Genomic DNA, 17,806 nt, shown 5'->3' with positions numbered 1-17,806 from the left:
AAGGATCAATCTGGACCCTATCGCGCTCGGAAACAAGAGGCGATGGCGCGAATCTGGCGGTGGGTATAGCTTTTCGGACGCCCCGTTTCGATGACGAAATCGGCGCGCGCGCGCTTGACGCGGTCGGGCACCTGCAGGTGGCGAATCGCCTTCAGCTTGGCGCGCGTCATCCCGGGCCGGCGCATCACCCGTCTCGTCTGCATCCACACCGGCGCCGAGACGACGGCGATCGCCCCGACTCGGCGCCAGCCGCCCTTTTCGAAGAGCAGCGGGATGTCGAGGATGACGACATCGCGCGCGCGGTGGCGCATCAGGAATCGATGTTGCGCCTTCGCCACCGCGGGGTGGACGATCGCTTCGAGCGCGGCGAGTTCGTGGGTGTTGCCAAGGACGTGCGCACCGAGTTTTTGCCGGTCGACGCCTTGGGGGCCGGTGGTGCCGGGAAAGCGCGCCTCGATCGCGGCGACCAGAGCGCCGCCCGGACCTTGTAGGCGGTGCACCTCGGCATCCGCGTCGAACACCGGCACGCCCTCGCGCTCGAACATACTGGCAGCGGTCGACTTGCCCATCCCGATCGACCCGGTAAGCCCGAGAATAAACGGACGGCGAAGCCGCGCGCCGAGATGCTTGTGGAACCTCATGCCGTGAGCAAGGCACGCAATTCATCGTCGCGGCCTTCGGGCGGCGAGCGGCCGAAGAATAGTTCGAAGGCCAGCGCGGCCTGGCCGATCAGCATGTCGAGCCCGTCGACGGTATCGAGCCCGCGCGCCTCGGCGGCCTTGAGGAGGCTGGTCTGAAGCGGGGCATAAACGAGATCATAGACGATCGCGCCTTCGGGAAGGGGTGACAGGTCGAGATCGAGCGGCGGCTGGCCGGTCATGCCAAGGCTGCTGCCGTTCACGAGCAGCGACACCGGCGGCAGCGCGGCGTCGAGCCCGACGACCTCGCCCTTGAGCCCGAAGGTCGCGAGCAGGCCCATTGCTTTCAGCGGCGAGCGGTTGAGGATGGTCACATGGCCGGCGCCCGCCCGTGCGAGGGCAAAGAGCACCGCGCGCGCCGCACCGCCAGCACCAACGACCGCAACCGGCGCGCCTTCGAGGTCGAGTTCGGCGAGCGGAGCATAAAAGCCCGCTGCGTCGGTGTTGGTGCCGATCAGCGACCCGTCGGGCTGGCGCACGATCGTATTCATCGCGCCGATCGTGCCGCGGATATCACCGGGGTCGTCCACCATGTCCATCACCGCCACCTTGTGCGGAAGGGTCACGTTGCAGCCGCGCCAGTCGGGATCGGCTCTGCGTTCAGCGATATAGGAAACGAGATCGTCAGGCGTCACATGTGCGCGGCGATAATCACCGTCGAGGCCGAGTGCTTCGATCCAGAAGCCGTGGATCAACGGCGATTTCGAATGGGCGATCGGATCGCCGATCACCTCCGCGTAAGGCTTGATCATGACGCTGCCAGTCCGGTTGCACGGAGCCACGCCATCAGCGGCAGCATCGGCATCCCGATGATCGTCCAGGGGTCGCCCTCGACGCGGTCGAAAAGTTGCACACCGGCCCCCTCAATCTCATAGCATCCGACTGTCCAGCGAATGCTGTCCCAGTTTCGCGCGACATAGTCGGTGATGAAGGCATCGGACAAGGACCGCATCCACAGCTTCGCCTCGCCGATCGCGCGCCACACCGGTGCTCCGTCGCGCGCGGCGACCGCGGCGCTGAACAGCCGGTGGCGCGTTCCCGCCATGCGGCGCAGATGGTCGGCAGCCTCGGCGGGGCTTTCCGGCTTCGACAGCATCGACCCATCGTCGAGCGCGAGCGTCGAATCGGCGCCGATCACGGTGACGCCAGGAAGCCGCGAGGAAATCTTGACCGCCTTCGCCTCGGCAAGCGCGTCGGCGATGTTGCGCGGCGTCTGGCCGGCGCCGAGCAGCGATGCGGTGAGCGCGTCCTCGTCGACATGCGCAGCGCTGGTTTCGAATGTCAGCCCGGCGGCGCGGAACATCGCGGCGCGGCCGCTGCTTTGCGAAGCGAGAAGGAGCGTCATATGGCGCTGCGATCCTCGACGAGCTTGATCACCGCCGCCGCGGTTTCCTCGATCGAACGACGCGTCACGTCGATCACCGGCCAGCCGTTATCGGCGAACATGCGGCGCGCGTAAGCAAGCTCGGCCTTCACCCGCTCGTCATCGACATAGGAGGTTTCGGGCGCCTGATTGAGCGAAAGCAGCCGGTTGCGGCGCACCTGCACAAGGCGGTCGAGACCGGTGGTGAGTCCGACAACGAGCGGCTTCCTGAGATTGTAAAGCGCATCGGGCGGCGGCGATTCGGGAACGATCGGAATGTTCGCGGTCTTGAAACCGCGGTTCGCAAGATAGATGCTCGTCGGTGTCTTCGAAGTGCGCGACACGCCGGCGAGGACGATATCGGCCTGCTCCCAATTCTCCCATCCGATCCCGTCGTCGTGCGCCACGGTGAACTGGATGGCTTCGACCCGCGCGAAATAGGCCGCATCGAGCTGGTGCTGCCGACCCGGCCGCGCCTTGGCCTGTTGCCCCAGCATCCGCGACAGCGCATCGGTCACCGCATCGAGCGCCGGAACTGTCGGCAGGTTGAGCGCTGCCGCGCGCCGTTCGAGGCTCGCGCGCAGCTCGCCGTTCACGAGCGTGAAAAGGATCATGCCGGGACTCGCCTGCACTTCGCCGATGATCCGGTCGAGATGCGATTCCGAACGCACCATAGGCCAGAAATGGCGCACGACCTCGACGTCGTCGAACTGCGCGATCGCCGCCTTGGCGATATTTTCGAGCGTTTCGCCCGTGGAATCCGATATGAGGTGCAGATGGAGCCGTCCCATGCGGCATCCTTTCGCGGCGACGGCGCAAAAGGCAAGCAAAGCCTTTGCGCGCCAGATGGCCCGGATCTACCCCGAAAGGCTGAAACTACCCCTTGTGGATAGTTTTGGGCACAAGTGCCGGGACAAGATCGGCACGGCGGATTCGTCCCCGGCCCTGTCGATTCCGCTCCACCGCTTGTGCACAAGGGATGAATCTTATCCACAGGCTGTGAATTAGGAGGAGAGAGCCGAACGACTCCGTGACGTAACGCGCAACATGGGGAGTCAATATGTTGGCAAAAGGGGCGCTGCGGCCTAAAGCCGCGCTGTTCGCGGACCAACAAACCACCACAATCATTTTATATATTTATTGAGACGAGAAAGAGGGGCCGTGTGAAGGCGTCGTCGAAGAGCTTGCTGGCAACGCTGCGCGGGGTGCGGCAGGAAAAGCCGCCACTATGGCTGATGCGCCAGGCGGGGCGCTATCTTCCCGAATATCGCGCGCTCAGGGAAACCAAAGGCGGGTTCCTCGAGCTTTGCTATGACAGCGAGGCAGCGGCCGAAGTCACTCTGCAACCGGTCCGGCGATTCGGATTTGACGGCGCCATCCTCTTCTCCGACATTCTTGTTGTCCCGCACGCGCTGGGGCAGCATCTGTGGTTCGAGGCGGGCGAGGGGCCGCGGCTCGCGCCCCCGCTCGTCGATAGCGCGCTTGCGTCGATCGAGGCCATGCCGACGCGTCTCGAGCCTGTCTATGGCACCGTCGCGCGCGTCGCGGCGTCGTTGCCGGCCGAGACGACCTTCCTCGGCTTCGCCGGGAGTCCCTGGACCGTCGCTACCTATATGGTGGCCGGGCAGGGGTCGAAGGACCAGGCGCAGGCACGCCGCTTGGCTTTCGGCGATCCGGGCGCGTTTCAGGCGATCATCGATGCGATCGTCGATCTCTCGGTCATCTATCTTTCGGGCCAGATCGAGAATGGCGTTGAAGCCGTCCAGCTCTTCGACAGTTGGGCGGGCAGCCTCAGCCCCGCGCAATTCGAACGCTGGGTGATCGCCCCCAACGCCGAGATCGTCTGCCGATTGAAGGCGCTGCATCCCGACACGCCGGTGATCGGCTTTCCCAAAGGGGCGGGGGGCAAGCTTGCCGACTATGCGAACGAGGTCGGCGCCGATGCCATCGGTCTCGACGAGACGGTCGATCCGGTGTGGGCCGACAAGGCGCTGCCGGGGCATCTGCCGGTGCAGGGCAATCTCGACCCGCTGGCGCTCGTCGCGGGTGGTGAGGCGCTCGATACGGCGATCGACCGCATCCTTGCGGCCTTCCCCGATCGTCCCCATATCTTCAATCTCGGTCATGGCATCGTCCCCGACACGCCGATCGCTCATGTCGAGCATCTGATCCGGCGCGTCCGTGGATAGGCGGGACTTATGGAACTGGCAGGATTCTTGGGGGTGACGATGCTGTGGGTCAAAGCCGCGCACGTCATCTTCGTGATCTTTTTCATGGCCGGCCTGTTCATGATGCCGCGCTTCTTCGTCTATCACCAACAGTGCCCCGTGGGGTCGGAGGAAGACAGGAAGTGGGTCGAGCGCGAGGATCGCCTGCGCAAGATTATCCTGAATCCGTCGATCCTGCTCGTCTGGATCTTTGGGCTGATGCTCGCGTTCAACGGCGATTATTGGCATGAGGGCTGGTTCATTGCCAAATTCCTGACCGTTGTCGCGTTGTCCGGCTACCATGGCTGGATGATCGGCTATTTCAAGAAGCTGGCGAAGGGCGAGCGCCCGCTGACCGAAAAGCAATTGCGGATGCTCAACGAAGTTCCCGGCATCGCCGCGGCGCTCGTCGTCATCCTGGTGATCGTCCGTCCCTTCTAAGGCTTCGGCCCATTTGAGGTTTCGGATCGGCGCAGCCGCGTTCGGATCGGCGCAGCCGCGATTGACTTGGCTGGCGGCCGGTTATAGGGGCCGATCAACCCCGTTTTTCAGCGGGCGGCGCCTCGATACGCCGATCTATCGATAACGGTCGTCCCACGGCCGGATAGGCACCAGCCGGTGCGACGAATTTTTTGTCCAAATTTCTTACTGAATTTCTACCCGGAATCTATCCCATGCACCTCAAAGAACTCAAAACAAAAGCGCCCGCCCAACTCGTCGAAATGGCCGAGGAACTGGGCGTCGAGGGCGCATCGACCTTGCGCAAGCAGGACCTGATGTTCTCGATCCTGAAGGAACTCGCCGAAGAGGGCGAGGAAATCATCGGGTCGGGGACGATCGAGGTTCTCCCGGACTCGTTCGGTTTCCTGCGCTCGTCGGAGGCCAATTATCTGGCCGGCCCCGACGATATCTATGTCTCGCCCAACCAGGTCCGCAAATATGGCCTGCGCACCGGCGACACCGTCGAGGGCGAGATCCGCGCGCCGCGCGACGGCGAGCGCTATTTTGCGCTGACCAAGCTGATCAAGGTCAATTTCGACGATCCCGAAGCGGTGCGCCACCGCGTCAATTTCGACAATCTCACGCCGCTTTATCCGAACCAGAAGCTGTCGCTCGACACGGTCGATCCGACGGTGAAGGACAAGTCGGCGCGCGTGATCGACCTCGTCAGCCCGCAGGGCAAGGGCCAGCGCGCGCTGATCGTCGCGCCGCCGCGCACGGGCAAGACGGTGCTGCTGCAAAATATCGCCAAGGCGATCACCGACAATCATCCCGAGGTTTACCTCATCGTCCTTCTCGTCGACGAACGTCCCGAGGAGGTCACCGACATGCAGCGCAGCGTGAAGGGCGAGGTTGTATCCTCGACCTTCGACGAACCCGCGACGCGCCACGTCCAGGTTGCCGAAATGGTGATCGAAAAGGCGAAGCGCCTGGTCGAGCACAAGAAGGACGTCGTGATCCTGCTCGACTCGATCACACGTCTTGGCCGCGCCTACAACACCGTGGTGCCCTCGTCCGGCAAGGTGCTGACCGGCGGTGTCGACGCCAACGCGCTCCAGCGTCCGAAGCGCTTCTTCGGCGCCGCGCGCAACATCGAGGAAGGCGGTTCGCTGTCGATTATCGCGACCGCGCTGATCGATACCGGCAGCCGCATGGACGAGGTTATCTTCGAGGAATTCAAGGGCACGGGTAACAGCGAAATCGTTCTCGACCGCAAGGTCGCCGACAAGCGCATCTTCCCCTCGCTCGACGTCGGCAAGTCGGGCACCCGCAAGGAAGAACTGCTCGTCGAGAAGGACAAGCTCAGCAAGATGTGGGTGCTGCGCCGCATCCTGATGCAGATGGGCACGGTCGATGCGATGGAATTCCTGCTCGACAAGATCAAGGATTCCAAGACCAACGAAGATTTCTTCGACAGCATGAACCAGTAAGCCCGCAAAATGGCCGTCATCGAACACGCCTTGCTTCCCGTTCGTGCGGGAAGCGAAGCCGGGTTCGAGGCGGCCTTTGCCTAGGCGCGGCCACTGATCGAGGCTTCGCCCGGATTAATCTCGATCGAAATTCGCCGCCCGACAGGAACCGGACAGCCTTATCTGCTTTTGGCAGAATGGAGCTCGATCGCGGATCATCGGGACGGCTTCCGGCAATCGGACCGCTACCAGCAATGGCGGACGTTGCTGCATCGCTTTTATGACCCTATGCCAGAGGTCAGCTATTTCGGAGAGCCACTGTGATCCTGGAAATCTTGACCCATGCCGGCGCTGCGGCGGCGAGCGGCCTTGGCGGCGCTGGCGACATCTGGGCCGCGATCGTCAAGGATTTCTCCAACATCACATCGCCAGCGGCTTTCTCGGCGTTTCTCCAGGTGCTGATGATCGACATCGTACTCGCGGGCGACAATGCGATCGTTGTCGGGGCGCTCGCCGCGGGGCTTCCCGCCGACCAGCGCAAGAAGGTGATCCTGATCGGCGTGCTCGCGGCGCTGGTGCTTCGTATCGCCTTCGCGCTCGTCGTGACGCAGCTCATGCAGATCGTTGGCCTGATCTTCGTCGGCGGGCTGCTGTTGATCTGGGTTGCGTGGAAGATGTGGCGCGAGCTGCGGGAGGGTGCGCATTCGGCAGGCTCGCCCGAGATCGAGGGCGACGAGCATTCGGGGCTCAAGCCTGCCAAGAGCTTTGCTGCCGCCGCGTGGGCCGTTGCGGTTGCCGACGTATCGATGAGCCTCGACAATGTCCTGGCGGTTGCGGGCGCCGCGCGCGAGCATCCGGGTATCCTGATCGTCGGGCTGATCTTTGCAGTCGCGCTGATGGGCCTCGCAGCGAATGTCATCGCCAAATATATCGAGCGCTATCGCTGGATCGCCTACATCGGCCTCGCCGTGATCCTCTATGTCGCGGTGAAGATGATCTACGAAGGCTGGATCGATCCCGGCGTCGGGATTGGAACGCTGTTCGGTTAGAAAAGGAAAGGCCAGTCCTTCGCAGGGCTGGCTTTTTCCTATCGGCTCCCCATTTGCAGCTCATGCCCCCGCTTCACATGACCCGTGTCGCCGTCGGCTGCGCCGACTATCCGGCGCTTCAGGCGCGGATCGCCAACTATGCGCAAGGCAGCGAAGTCCGCTTTACGACGCGGTTCAAACCCAAGCGTGCCGACGAACTGATCGGCGGCAAGTTGCACTTCATCGTGAAACACACGCTCGTCGGTCGGGTTGAGATATTGCGTTTCGACGATCGCGATGACGGGCGCATCGATATCGTCTGCGCCGCCGAACTGGAGCGCGTGCATCCGCAACCGAAGCGTGCGCATCAGGGCTGGCGCTATCTGACTGATGCAGACGCGCCGAAGGCCGTCGATGACGCGAGCGGGCTTGGTGACCTGCCGCCTGAATTGTATCGCGAACTCGCCGAACTCAGCCTTATCTAGAGTGCGGCGCGAAAGCTGTTGGGGCGCGCCATCGCCCAGTAACGCGCACCCGATACCGAGTCCGGATCGTCGAGCAGCACACGGCGATCGTAGAATTTATAGATGCGATCGATCGAATCCGATCGCGCCGAGTTAAGCCGCTCGTGCAGGTGATGCGGCTGGATCTGCCACGGGCTGTCGAGCCCCATCGCACAGCTGATGTCCCAGAGGGCGTTGACCGTCGCCGCCTGGAATCGGCGAACCCGTTCGGCCTTGTCCTCGACCACGAGCCCGCGTTGGCGGCCGGGATCCTGTGTCGCGACGCCCGTCGGACATTTGTCGGTGTGGCACTTGAGCGACTGGACGCAGCCCAATGTGAACATGAAGGCGCGCGCGGCATTCGACCAGTCGGCGCCAAGCGCGCAGTTCATCGCAAGCCCTGCGCCCGAGTGGACCTTCCCCGACGCCGCCAGCTTCACCTCCTCCTTGAGTCCGCAGCCGACGAGTGCATTGCGCACGAATATGAGGCCTTCGCGCAGCGGCATGCCAAGGCTGTTCGAAAATTCGACCGGGGCGGCGCCCGTGCCGCCTTCGGCCCCGTCGACAACGATATAATCGAGGCGGATTCCGGTCTCGATCATTGCCTTCATGACGGCATAAACTTCATGCGGCTGGCCGACGCAGAGTTTGATCCCGACGGGTTTCCCGCCCGACAAGTCGCGAAGTTTTGCCGCCCATTCGACCAGTTCGATCGGGGTCGCGAAGGCCGAATGGGCGGCGGGCGAAACACAATCATGGCCTTCGGGGACGCCGCGGGTCGCAGCAATCTCGGCACTGACCTTCGCGCCGGGAAGAACGCCGCCGTGCCCCGGCTTCGCGCCCTGGCTCAGCTTGATTTCGATCATCTTTATCTGATTATCGGTTGCGCGATCGCGAAAGCGATCGGGATCGAAGCGACCGGCATCGTCGCGGCAGCCGAAGTAGCCGCTGCCGAGCTCCCAGACGATGTCGCCGCCGTGGATGCGATGGTAGGGGCTGAAGCCGCCTTCGCCGGTATCGTGATAAAATCCGCCGAGCTTCGCACCCCGATTGAGCGCTTCGATCGCGTTCGCGCCGAGCGATCCGAAGCTCATCGCCGAAATGTTGAGCAAGGCGGCCTCATAAGGCTGCGAACATTGCGTGCTGCCTACCTTCACCCGCTGCGCCCGATCGGCATGCGGCGTCGGCGCCATGCTGTGGCTCATCCATTCATATTCGTCCGAATAGACGTCGAGCTCGGTGCCGAACGGATGACTGTCGAGCTCACCCTTGGCGCGCGCGTAGACGATGTCGCGTTCGGTACGTGCGAAGGGGCGGCCGTCGAGCGGCCCTTCGACAACATACGAATAGAGAAACGGGCGGAGCTGCTCGAACAGCCAGCGGATACGCGCGATCAACGGGAAGTTGCGGCGGAGGCTGTGGTGACGCTGGGTGCTGTCGTTAATGGCGACCAGCAGCAGCGGGATCCACAACGATAGCGTCCAGCGCGCTGGCGCCCACCAGCCCGCCAGTGCGATCGCGACGATCAGGATCGGATAGGCGATCAGCCGGAGCATCGCTTGCGAGCCGGACTAGCTTGCCTGCGCCGCGAGCATGGCGGCCATCTTCTCCCACACCTTGTTGATTGCCTTGAGCGGACGAACCATCACCTTGAAATCTTCTATTTTTCCTTCGCCGTTCCAGCGGATGATGTCGACGCCGTTGATCTGGATGCCGTCCAGTTCGCTCTGGAATTCCAGCACCGCCTGATCGCCGTCGACGATCTCGCGCAGGTAGCGGAAATCATCGCCGCCAAGGACGTGGCTTGCAGCGTGGAGATAGGCGAAGACCTTGTCGCGGCCCTCCTGCGGCGTGTGGACGACGGGCGAGTGGAACACTGCATATTCCGCAAGCAGATCGCGCAGCGCCTGCGGGTCGCCGCCGCCCTCCATATAGGCATGCCAAGCGGCGAGCCCCGGATGCGCGCTCATGCGAGATGCTCGGCGAAGAAGGCGCGGGTGCGGCTGTCCGCGAGCTGCGCACCCGCCTCGTCGCGGCGGTTGCCGCTCGTTGCGGCGAACCCATGGTCGAGGCCTTCGTAATCGTGGAGCGTGACCTTGGGGTTCGGATCGAGGCCGTCGTGCATCTTCGCCTGCGCTTCGGGCCCGACGAGATGGTCGGCGGTGGGTATATGGAGCATCAGCGGGTGCGCGATCGCGTGACTTTCGCCGAGCATCTGGTCGATCATGACGCCATAATAGCCGACCGAGGCGTTGATGTCGGTGCGTGCGGCGGTCATGTAGGCGAGGCGGCCGCCGAGGCAGAAGCCCACACACCCCACTTTGTTCGCACCTTGTGCGTGGAGCCAGCGGATCGCGGCTTCGATGTCCTTCACGCCGAGGTCGGCATCATATTGGCCGAAATAGCCGAACGCTTCCTGAAGCTCGGCCTCGACATCGGGATCGAGTTCGACGCCGGGGGCGAAGCGCCAGAAAAGGTCGGGCGCAATCGCGAGATACCCCTCAGCCGCCCAATCGTCGCACTTCTCTCGGATGCCGGCATTCACCCCGAAGATTTCGGGAATGACGATGATCGCCCGCGACGAATCGGCGTCGGGGCGCGCGACATAGGCCGGGATATTGCCTTCGCCGTCGAGCGCGGGGATGGTGATGTTCGTCGCGGACATGGGGAAGCTCCTGACTCTTGCCAATTGGGAGGGAAAGCGCGAAGCTAGCGGCCGTTACGGCGCGGCTCAAGCGCGTAAAGGGGCGAAAGGCACGGCGATGAAATTCAATATCGAGATCGACTGCACGCCGGAGGAAGCGCGGCGGCTTTTCGGGCTTCCCGACCTCGAGCCGCTGCACGATATCTACCTGAGCCGCGTCAAGGAGCTGATGGCCAAGGGAATCACCCCCGACATGGTGCAGCAGATGGTTAAGACCTGGGTCCCGATGGGCGGCAGCGGGCTCGAACTCGTCCAGTCGCTGCTCGGCCAGTTCGGGGGTGGGCTGATGGGCGGATCGTCGAAATCGAGCGACGACGACAAAGGCTCCAAGGGGCGCAAGAGCTGAGCCAGGATGCAGCGAGCGACACGATTTTCGCGCTGTCGAGCGGGACGCCGCCGGCAGCGATCGGTGTCGTGCGGATCAGCGGATCGCGGGCGGGGGAGGCGCTGACCGCGCTCGCCGGGCGGTTGCCCGCGCCGCGGCGGGCTTCGCTGGCGTCGCTGCAAGACGCGGCGGGCGCACCCCTCGATCGCGCGCTGCTCCTGTGGTTCCCGGGACCGACGACGGCGACGGGCGAGGATCTTGCCGAGCTGCATCTTCACGGCGGCCGCGCGGTGGTCGCCGCGGTCGCGGCGGCTTTGGCGGCGTTGCCGGGGCTGCGTCATGCCGAGCCCGGTGAGTTCACCCGCCGGGCTTTCCTGAACGGCCGGATCGATCTCGCGGAGGCCGAGGGACTCGCGGACCTGCTTGCGGCGGAGACCGAGAGCCAGCGGGTGCAGGCGCTCGCGCTGGCGAGCGGCCATGTGTCGCGCGCGGTTGCGGGGTGGCAGGATCGGCTGCTTGCGCTGATGGCGGGGGCGGAGGCCGAACTCAATTTTGCCGATGAGGATGATGTCGAAGTTTACGAAGGTGCCGCGCAGCGTTTGATCGCGGGAATGGCCACGTTGGGGGCCGAGCTTGGCGCATGGCTCGCGCGGCCGGCGGCGGAGGTGATTGCCGAGGGGCTGTCGGTGGTGATCGCGGGACCGCCCAACGCCGGAAAATCGACCCTTATCAATGCCTTGGCGCAGCGCGAGCTGGCGATCGTGTCGCCGGTCGAGGGGACGACGCGCGATGTGATCGAGACGCCGCTCGCGCTCGACGGGATCGCGATGCGCTTTTCGGACACGGCGGGGCTTCGCGCCGAGGGCGCCGACGCGATCGAGGCGATCGGGATCGACCGGGCGAAGGCGGCGGTCGAAGCCGCGGACATATTGCTGTGGCTGGGACCGCCGAAAGACGTCCCTGAGCATCCGCGCGCTATCCTGATCGCGGCGCAGGCCGATCGCTGGCGCGGCGACGCGGCGGCCGAGGCCGACGCCGCGCGATGCGATCTGACGCTGTCGGCAGCGACGGGCGAGGGGATGGACCGGCTCCACGCCTATATCGTCGAGATGGCGCGGACCCTGCTGCCGCGCGAGGGCGAGACGGCGCTGCGCCAGCGGCAGCGCGCGGCGCTTGCCGAGGCAAAACAATGGCTTGCGATCGAGCCGGGCACGCGCGAGGCTGGGGATTTGATCCTGATTGCCGAGCGGCTTCGGCTCGCGGCGGCGGCGCTCGACCGGATCACGGGGCGGGCGGGGGTCGAGGATATGCTCGACGCGCTGTTCGGGCGTTTCTGTATCGGGAAATGATGTTCCACGTGGAACACCGCATCGGTCGCAGCCCGGTAGATTCGCCGCGCGCATTGCGCTAAGGGCGCCGCAATCATGCAGGACTCAGCGAGTTTCGATGTCATCGTCGTCGGCGGTGGGCATGCCGGTACCGAGGCCGCCGCCGCCGCGGCGCGGCTCGGCGCGCGGGTGGCGCTCGTCAGTTTCGATCCGGCGCTGATCGGGACGATGTCGTGCAATCCCGCGATCGGCGGGCTCGGCAAGGGCCATCTGATGCGCGAGGTCGATGCGCTCGACGGCTGGATGGCGCGCGCCGCCGACTGCGCGGCGATCCATTACCGGATGCTCAACGCGTCGAAGGGCGCGGCGGTGCAGGGGCCGCGTATCCAGGCCGACCGCAAACGCTATCGCGATGCGATCCAGGCGCTGCTGGCGGCCGAAGATCGAATCACCGTGATTGCGGGCGAGGCGGCGGCGCTCAAACTGTCGGCGGATGCGACGCGCGTCGAAGGGCTCGAACTGGGCGATGGCTCGGCGCTGCGCGCGCGGGCGGTCGTCCTCGCGACGGGCACCTTCCTGGGCGGCAAGCTGTTCCGCGGCGAGGAGCGGATGGCGGGTGGACGCATCGGCGAGGCGGGGGCGCATCGTCTGGCCGAGCAGCTGCGAGCCGCCGATCTGCCGATGGCGCGGCTCAAGACCGGGACGCCGCCGCGGCTCGACGGGCGGACGATCGATTGGGCGCGGCTCGAGGAGCAGCCGTCGGACAGCGTCGAGGGCGCCGACTGGACCTGTTCCACGTGGAACAGTGCGCGGACGGTGCCGCAGATTTTCTGTGCGATCACGCGCACGAACGCCGAGACCCATGCGGTCATTGCGGCGAATCTCGACCGATCGCCGCTGTTCACGGGCGCGATCGGCGCGGCGGGGCCGCGCTATTGTCCGTCGATCGAGGACAAGATCCATCGCTTCGCCGACCGCGACGGGCATCAGGTGTTTCTCGAACCCGAGGGGCTCGATTCGCCCCTCGTCTATCCGAACGGCATTTCGACCTCGCTGCCCGCCGACGTCCAGCTCGCAATGCTGCGGACGATGGAAGGGCTCGAAGCGGTCGAAATGACGGTGCCGGGCTATGCCGTCGAATATGATCATATCGACCCGCGCACGCTCGACCGCACCTTGCAGGTGCGCGCCCTCGCCGGGCTGTGGTGCGCGGGGCAGATCAACGGCACGACCGGCTATGAGGAGGCCGCGGCGCAGGGGCTGGTCGCGGGGGCGAATGCGGCGCTGGCGGTGCAAGGGCGCGCGCCGATGATCCTCGACCGGAGCGAATCCTATATCGGGGTGATGGTCGATGATCTGGTGCTCCAGGGGGTGACCGAACCCTATCGCATGCTCACCGCGCGCGCCGAATATCGATTGCGGCTGCGCGCCGACAATGCCGCGACGCGGCTGACCCCGAAGGGAATCGCGATCGGGCTCGTCCAGCCCGCGACCGCCGCGCTGTTCGCGGCGCGGCAGGCGGAACGGAAGCGGGCGGAAGCGCTGCTCGCGGCGCCCGTTGCAAGTGCCGACTATGCGATGATCGGAATGGCGATCCCCGGCGACGGGGCGCAGCGCACGCGGGTCGAACTGCTTCGCTTTCCCGAGGTGAACATCGCCACGCTCAGGATGCTCGCGCCGGAGCTGGAAGGCATCGACGACAATATCCTGTCGGAACTCGCCGAGGATGCGCATTACGCGCCCTATATCGCGCGGCAGGAGGCCGAGTTCCGCTCGCTCGCGGCGAATGAGGCGATCATCCTCGACCGCGCGCTCGACTATGGCGCGATCGGCGGGCTGTCGCGCGAAATGGTCGAGCGGCTGAGCAAGGCGCGGCCCGAAACGCTGGGGCAGGCGGCGCGGATCGACGGGGTGACGCCGGCGGCGCTGACCGCGATTCTGGTACATAGCCGGCGGCGGGCGGCTTGAGGGAGCGGTTTACAAGATTGCCATGTCGGTGTGGGTTGGGAAGCGGACCCTCGTTACCCCGGACCCGTCGACGGGTGCAGGACAGGCTTGTCCTGGGCGCATGACGTCGACGCGGCGATCGATCCCGGATCAAGTCCGGGATGACGAAGAAGGAATGTCTGAAATGGGGTGGGGAGCGGACGTTGGATTTGCACGCGGTTATCCCCTCCCGCAAGCGGGAGGGGCAGCGAGGCTTGCGAGCTTGCTCGCTAGCCGCAGCGGGGTGGGCATCTGCAAGGTTGCTGGCCCACCCCCAACCCCTCCCGCCTGCGGGAGGGGAGACCAACGCCCGCAACCGGTCGCTAGCTGACGCTTCGGTGGAGCCGATCGGGGGGACTATCTTCACCACGGAGACATGACGATGTGGCGGCGGCAAAACTGCCCCTTGTGTCTTTGTTGGAGCTTTCAAAATCGCCCGCAAAGGCGCAAAGGCGCGAAGAAGAATGGCCCCGCTTGGCGGGATCAGTGAGAGAGCAACGTGGCGGACGCCGAAATACTGGACGATGAAGGCGGCGCGCGCGACTGGCTGGCGGGGGCGTTTGCGCCAACGGATGAGCAATGGGCGCGGCTCGAGCGCTTCGCCGCGATGCTGGTCATCGAGAATGAGCAGCAGAATCTGATCGCGGCGTCGACGATCCCGATCCTGTGGGTGCGGCATATCGCCGACAGCGCGCAACTGCTGGCGCTCGATGCGGGGGGCGAAGGACTGTGGATCGACCTGGGCAGCGGGCCCGGATTGCCGGGGCTGGTCGTCGCGATCCTGAGCGAACGGCCGATGCTGCTCGTCGAATCGCGCAAGCGGCGGTGCGATTTTCTGCGTGCGGTGGTGGCGGAGCTTGGTCTGGCGCATGTCGAGATTGCCGAGGCGCCACTCGAGCGCGTCGAGACGCGCCGTGCGGGCACGATCAGCGCGCGGGCGTTCGCGCCGCTCGACAGGCTGATCGACTTATCCGCGCGTTTTTCCACCGAATCGACGCGTTGGCTGCTGCCAAAGGGACGAAATGCGGTAAAGGAACTGGCGTCGCTGCCCCAGACATGGCAGAATCTGTTTCACGTGGAACATAGCCGCACCGACACCGACAGCCGCATCCTGGTGGGCCAGGGGCGCATCGTGCCGAAAAAGCGAGGAAAAGCATGATTCGTATCGCTGTGGCGAACCAGAAGGGCGGGGTCGGCAAGACGACGACGGCGATCAATCTGGCGACCGCGCTCGCGGCGACGGGATGGCGCACGCTGATCATCGACCTCGATCCGCAGGGCAATGCGTCGACCGGGCTGGGAATCACGCAGGCGCAGCGCGAGCTGTCGAGTTATGACCTGCTCCGCGCCGAGGCGACGGTTGCCGAATGCGCGGTGCATACCGCGGTACCGCGGCTCGACATCGTGCCGGCGACGGTCGACCTGTCGGGCGCCGAGATCGAGCTGATCGAATTCGCCGACCGGCTCCACCGGCTCGAACAGGCGCTGACCGGCGCCGAGGCGGGGCAGTGGGATATCTGCCTGATCGACTGCCCACCCTCGCTCGGCATGCTGACGCTCAATGCGCTGATCGCCGCCGAATCGCTGATCGTGCCGCTGCAGTGCGAGTTCTTCGCGCTCGAGGGCCTCAGCCAGCTGCTCACCACGGTCGAGCGCGTGCGCGGGCGTTTCAACCAGAAATTGTCGATCCTCGGCGTCGCGCTGACGATGTTCGACCGCCGCAACCGGCTGACCGACCAGGTCTCCGACGACGTGCGCGAGGTGCTGGGCCCGGTGGTGTTCCAGACCGTCATCCCGCGCAACGTCCGCCTGTCCGAAGCGCCGAGCCACGGCCTTCCGGCGCTGATCTATGACCATCGCTGTGCGGGGTCGGCGGCCTATATCGCGCTCGCCCGCGAGCTGATCGATCGCTTGCCCAACGTTCGCAAGGCAGCATAAATGTCTGAAAACGAAAAAGAAACTGGCGCGTCGGCGCCGCGCAAGCGCCCGTCGGGGCTGGGGCGCGGGCTGAACGCGCTGTTCGGCGATGCGGCGGTCGAGGCGCCGGTGCTGGCGACCCCGGGCGCCGCCGCGAAGGCCGCGCCGGTCGCCGCGGGCGATTCGGTTCAGCATGTATCGGTCGGCTCGATCCGTCCGCTGCCGAACCAGCCGCGGCGCCATTTCGACGAGGCGGCGATCGTCGAACTCGCCGATTCGATCAGCGCGCGCGGACTGCTGCAGCCGATCATCGTGCGTCAGGCGCCCGATGGGCAGGGATATCAGCTCGTGGCGGGCGAGCGGCGCTGGCGCGCGGCGCAGCGCGCGGGGTTGCACCAGATCCCGGCGCTCGTCCGCGATCTCGACGATGCCGCGACCTACGAGATCGCGCTGGTCGAGAATATCCAGCGGCAGGACCTGAACGCGATCGAAGAGGCGGGCGCCTATCGCCGGTTGATCGACGATTTCGGGCACAGCCAGGAAGCGCTCGCGAAACTGGTCGGCAAGTCGCGGAGCCATGTCGCGAACCTGATGCGCCTGCTCGACCTGCCGCAGGGCGTGCAGGCGCTGGTGAGCGACGGATCGCTGTCGATGGGGCATGCGCGCGCGCTGATCGGCGCCGATGACGCCGAGGCGATCGCGCGCAAGGTGGTGAAGGAAGGCCTGTCGGTGCGCGCGGTCGAGGCGCTGATCCGCGCCGACAGGGGCGGCGGGCGCAAGGCGGCGGTCGAGCCCGCGGCCGGGTCGGGGCGCGACCCCGATATCATGGCGGTCGAACGCCATCTGTCCGAGCTGCTGGGGATCGGCGTCGCGATCCAATATGCCGGCGGGGGGAAGGGCGCGCTGACGCTGAAATTCGCGTCGCTCGACCAGCTCGACATGATCTGCCAGCGGCTGAGCGGCGAATCGATCTGATTCGCGCGCAGACGGTCGAGCTGGACTCGGCCGGTTTTTGTTCGCCGCTTCCCTTAATTTGTCCCGGCGCGGGCCGTTAATAGCGCACAGGCGGTCCCCACGACTTGCCGATCTGTGGCCCAAGGCCTTGTTTTTGCTCGCTTGCATCCTGCAACGCGGGCCAAATCTCTATGTGCTGTTAACCATGGTTGTTGGGCAAAGCCTGAACGGGTGGCGCGTTAGACGGACCCTCGAATGGGGTGGGATTTCCATTCGAGTTTTCGACTGCACGTCATAGTTCAAGGGACCAAATCATATGCGCACCACTGAAATGAAGCGCGCCCTCGTCGGCGCCGCGATTGCTGCCCTCGCTTTCAACGCTTCGGCGGCGCAGGCGGCGACCACCACGGCGACGGCGAAGGCGCGTATCCTCGCGCCGCTCACCATCGCCAACACCAGCGACCTCGATTTCGGGACGATCGTCAGCGGCACCGGCGCGTCGACCGTCGCGGTGTCGTCGGCGGGCGCGGTCAGCTGCGGCACCGGCCTGACCTGCCTCGGCACGACCTCGGCGGCGAATTTCAACCTCGGCGGCACGAGCGGCGCCAATGTGACGATCAGCGTGCCGGGTTCGGTGAACCTGACCTCGGGCGCGAACAGCATGACCGCGACGCTCGCTTCGTCGGCGAGCAGCCTGGCGCTCGGCGCGAGCGGCGGCAGCTTCCAGGTCGGCGGCACGCTGAGCGTTGGCGCCAACCAGGCGGCGGGCAGCTATACGGGCACGTTCACCGTCACCGCCAACTATCAGTAAGATAACCGAACGGTGGGGGGACGGCGGGCTTCGGCTCGCCGGCCGAGATCGGCCGCCGGGGTACCAGCCCCC

At 65.4% G+C, this 17,806-nt stretch carries 20 protein-coding genes; 13 read left to right on the top strand and 7 right to left on the bottom strand.

The window, feature by feature from the left end; translation table 11 throughout:
* Nucleotides 1-17: 17 nt before the first annotated feature.
* Genes coaE through J1N50_RS02185 form a run of 4 tightly spaced genes read right to left on the bottom strand, consistent with a single transcriptional unit; the run spans nucleotide 18 to nucleotide 2,852 of the window.
* Nucleotides 18-641, bottom strand: coding sequence for a dephospho-CoA kinase (gene coaE, locus J1N50_RS02200; protein WP_215349941.1), 624 nt, complete (start codon nucleotides 639-641; stop codon nucleotides 18-20).
* Nucleotides 638-1,450 carry a shikimate dehydrogenase gene (aroE, locus tag J1N50_RS02195; RefSeq protein ID WP_215349938.1) on the bottom strand — a complete coding sequence of 271 codons (813 nt, stop codon included), beginning with the start codon at nucleotides 1,448-1,450 and terminating at the stop codon, nucleotides 638-640. Before aroE ends, coaE begins: the two co-directional genes overlap by 4 nt.
* The gene (locus J1N50_RS02190) at nucleotides 1,447-2,043 is read right to left on the bottom strand and encodes a Maf family protein (protein WP_215349935.1); all 597 of its coding nucleotides are present in this window, start codon (nucleotides 2,041-2,043) and stop codon (nucleotides 1,447-1,449) included. Before J1N50_RS02190 ends, aroE begins: the two co-directional genes overlap by 4 nt.
* Nucleotides 2,040-2,852 (bottom strand): pyruvate, water dikinase regulatory protein, encoded by an 813-nt coding sequence (locus J1N50_RS02185; protein ID WP_215349932.1) that lies wholly within the window; start codon nucleotides 2,850-2,852, stop codon nucleotides 2,040-2,042. The genes J1N50_RS02190 and J1N50_RS02185 overlap by 4 nt, the downstream gene beginning before the upstream one ends.
* Before the next feature lie 372 nt (nucleotides 2,853-3,224).
* On the opposite strand from J1N50_RS02185, the gene hemE reads away from it, so the two are divergent.
* The 6 genes from hemE (at nucleotide 3,225) to J1N50_RS02155 (ending at nucleotide 7,691) form a co-directional block, all read left to right on the top strand.
* Entirely contained in the window at nucleotides 3,225-4,250 is a 1,026-nt protein-coding gene (hemE, locus tag J1N50_RS02180) for a uroporphyrinogen decarboxylase (RefSeq protein ID WP_215349929.1), read from the top strand.
* 39 nt (nucleotides 4,251-4,289) lie between these two features.
* The gene (locus J1N50_RS02175) at nucleotides 4,290-4,709 is read left to right on the top strand and encodes a CopD family protein (protein ID WP_246552977.1); all 420 of its coding nucleotides are present in this window, start codon (nucleotides 4,290-4,292) and stop codon (nucleotides 4,707-4,709) included.
* A 233-nt stretch (nucleotides 4,710-4,942) separates the two neighbouring features.
* Complete coding sequence (gene rho / locus J1N50_RS02170; protein ID WP_058454326.1) at nucleotides 4,943-6,199, top strand: transcription termination factor Rho; 1,257 nt, start codon at nucleotides 4,943-4,945, stop codon at nucleotides 6,197-6,199.
* A gap of 93 nt (nucleotides 6,200-6,292) precedes the next feature.
* Entirely contained in the window at nucleotides 6,293-6,502 is a 210-nt protein-coding gene (locus J1N50_RS18060) for an antibiotic biosynthesis monooxygenase family protein (protein ID WP_246552973.1), read from the top strand.
* Entirely contained in the window at nucleotides 6,502-7,227 is a 726-nt protein-coding gene (locus J1N50_RS02160; protein ID WP_215350022.1) for a TerC family protein, read from the top strand. Before J1N50_RS18060 ends, J1N50_RS02160 begins: the two co-directional genes overlap by 1 nt.
* A gap of 77 nt (nucleotides 7,228-7,304) precedes the next feature.
* The gene (locus J1N50_RS02155) at nucleotides 7,305-7,691 is read left to right on the top strand and encodes a DUF1489 family protein (RefSeq protein ID WP_246552959.1); all 387 of its coding nucleotides are present in this window, start codon (nucleotides 7,305-7,307) and stop codon (nucleotides 7,689-7,691) included.
* On the opposite strand, the gene J1N50_RS02150 is transcribed toward J1N50_RS02155, so the two are convergent.
* The 3 genes from J1N50_RS02150 to J1N50_RS02140 are packed head-to-tail and all read right to left on the bottom strand — an operon-like array spanning nucleotide 7,688 to nucleotide 10,374.
* Nucleotides 7,688-9,265 carry an FMN-binding glutamate synthase family protein gene (locus tag J1N50_RS02150; protein ID WP_215349921.1) on the bottom strand — a complete coding sequence of 526 codons (1,578 nt, stop codon included), beginning with the start codon at nucleotides 9,263-9,265 and terminating at the stop codon, nucleotides 7,688-7,690. The two genes, J1N50_RS02155 and J1N50_RS02150, sit on opposite strands and share 4 nt — an antisense overlap.
* A 15-nt stretch (nucleotides 9,266-9,280) precedes the next feature.
* Entirely contained in the window at nucleotides 9,281-9,679 is a 399-nt protein-coding gene (locus J1N50_RS02145) for a nuclear transport factor 2 family protein (RefSeq protein WP_215349918.1), read from the bottom strand.
* Complete coding sequence (locus tag J1N50_RS02140; RefSeq protein ID WP_215349916.1) at nucleotides 9,676-10,374, bottom strand: dienelactone hydrolase family protein; 699 nt, start codon at nucleotides 10,372-10,374, stop codon at nucleotides 9,676-9,678. Before J1N50_RS02140 ends, J1N50_RS02145 begins: the two co-directional genes overlap by 4 nt.
* Before the next feature lie 97 nt (nucleotides 10,375-10,471).
* Here J1N50_RS02140 and J1N50_RS02135 point away from each other — a divergent pair, with 97 nt between their 5' ends.
* The 7 genes from J1N50_RS02135 to J1N50_RS02105 all read left to right on the top strand — a co-directional run bounded on the left by J1N50_RS02135 (nucleotide 10,472) and on the right by J1N50_RS02105 (nucleotide 17,734).
* Nucleotides 10,472-10,759, top strand: a complete 288-nt coding sequence (locus J1N50_RS02135; protein WP_215349913.1) for a DUF6489 family protein — start codon at nucleotides 10,472-10,474, stop codon at nucleotides 10,757-10,759.
* 23 nt (nucleotides 10,760-10,782) lie between these two features.
* Nucleotides 10,783-12,087 (top strand): tRNA uridine-5-carboxymethylaminomethyl(34) synthesis GTPase MnmE, encoded by a 1,305-nt coding sequence (mnmE, locus tag J1N50_RS02130; protein WP_343227829.1) that lies wholly within the window; start codon nucleotides 10,783-10,785, stop codon nucleotides 12,085-12,087.
* Between the two features lie 75 nt (nucleotides 12,088-12,162).
* A complete protein-coding gene (gene mnmG / locus J1N50_RS02125) occupies nucleotides 12,163-14,034 on the top strand; it encodes a tRNA uridine-5-carboxymethylaminomethyl(34) synthesis enzyme MnmG (RefSeq protein ID WP_215349909.1) in 1,872 nt (623 codons plus the stop codon).
* 517 nt (nucleotides 14,035-14,551) lie between these two features.
* Complete coding sequence (gene rsmG, locus J1N50_RS02120; protein ID WP_343227827.1) at nucleotides 14,552-15,211, top strand: 16S rRNA (guanine(527)-N(7))-methyltransferase RsmG; 660 nt, start codon at nucleotides 14,552-14,554, stop codon at nucleotides 15,209-15,211.
* Complete coding sequence (locus tag J1N50_RS02115; RefSeq protein WP_058454320.1) at nucleotides 15,208-15,990, top strand: ParA family protein; 783 nt, start codon at nucleotides 15,208-15,210, stop codon at nucleotides 15,988-15,990. The genes rsmG and J1N50_RS02115 overlap by 4 nt, the downstream gene beginning before the upstream one ends.
* Nucleotides 15,991-16,944 (top strand): ParB/RepB/Spo0J family partition protein, encoded by a 954-nt coding sequence (locus tag J1N50_RS02110; protein ID WP_204993540.1) that lies wholly within the window; start codon nucleotides 15,991-15,993, stop codon nucleotides 16,942-16,944.
* 295 nt (nucleotides 16,945-17,239) lie between these two features.
* Nucleotides 17,240-17,734 (top strand): DUF4402 domain-containing protein, encoded by a 495-nt coding sequence (locus tag J1N50_RS02105; RefSeq protein ID WP_215349905.1) that lies wholly within the window; start codon nucleotides 17,240-17,242, stop codon nucleotides 17,732-17,734.
* Nucleotides 17,735-17,806: the final 72 nt, after the last annotated feature.

It is taken from the genome of Sphingopyxis soli, assembly GCF_018682675.1.
GTDB lineage: Bacteria > Pseudomonadota > Alphaproteobacteria > Sphingomonadales > Sphingomonadaceae > Sphingopyxis > Sphingopyxis soli.
This window is presented reverse-complemented; position numbering and strand designations above follow the sequence as displayed.

Excerpts from the sequence above, each read along its gene's own strand:
- coaE (WP_215349941.1), bottom strand. The coding sequence starts at position 641 with ATGAGGTTCCACAAGCATCTCGGCGCGCGGCTTCGCCGTCCGTTTATT.
- aroE (WP_215349938.1), bottom strand. The coding sequence starts at position 1,450 with ATGATCAAGCCTTACGCGGAGGTGATCGGCGATCCGATCGCCCATTCG.
- J1N50_RS02190 (WP_215349935.1), bottom strand. The coding sequence starts at position 2,043 with ATGACGCTCCTTCTCGCTTCGCAAAGCAGCGGCCGCGCCGCGATGTTC.
- J1N50_RS02185 (WP_215349932.1), bottom strand. The coding sequence starts at position 2,852 with ATGGGACGGCTCCATCTGCACCTCATATCGGATTCCACGGGCGAAACG.
- J1N50_RS02175 (WP_246552977.1), top strand. The coding sequence starts at position 4,290 with ATGCTGTGGGTCAAAGCCGCGCACGTCATCTTCGTGATCTTTTTCATG.
- rho (WP_058454326.1), top strand. The coding sequence starts at position 4,943 with ATGCACCTCAAAGAACTCAAAACAAAAGCGCCCGCCCAACTCGTCGAA.
- J1N50_RS02155 (WP_246552959.1), top strand. The coding sequence starts at position 7,305 with ATGACCCGTGTCGCCGTCGGCTGCGCCGACTATCCGGCGCTTCAGGCG.
- J1N50_RS02150 (WP_215349921.1), bottom strand. The coding sequence starts at position 9,265 with ATGCTCCGGCTGATCGCCTATCCGATCCTGATCGTCGCGATCGCACTG.
- J1N50_RS02145 (WP_215349918.1), bottom strand. The coding sequence starts at position 9,679 with ATGAGCGCGCATCCGGGGCTCGCCGCTTGGCATGCCTATATGGAGGGC.
- J1N50_RS02140 (WP_215349916.1), bottom strand. The coding sequence starts at position 10,374 with ATGTCCGCGACGAACATCACCATCCCCGCGCTCGACGGCGAAGGCAAT.
- J1N50_RS02135 (WP_215349913.1), top strand. The coding sequence starts at position 10,472 with ATGAAATTCAATATCGAGATCGACTGCACGCCGGAGGAAGCGCGGCGG.
- mnmG (WP_215349909.1), top strand. The coding sequence starts at position 12,163 with ATGCAGGACTCAGCGAGTTTCGATGTCATCGTCGTCGGCGGTGGGCAT.
- J1N50_RS02115 (WP_058454320.1), top strand. The coding sequence starts at position 15,208 with ATGATTCGTATCGCTGTGGCGAACCAGAAGGGCGGGGTCGGCAAGACG.
- J1N50_RS02110 (WP_204993540.1), top strand. The coding sequence starts at position 15,991 with ATGTCTGAAAACGAAAAAGAAACTGGCGCGTCGGCGCCGCGCAAGCGC.
- J1N50_RS02105 (WP_215349905.1), top strand. The coding sequence starts at position 17,240 with ATGCGCACCACTGAAATGAAGCGCGCCCTCGTCGGCGCCGCGATTGCT.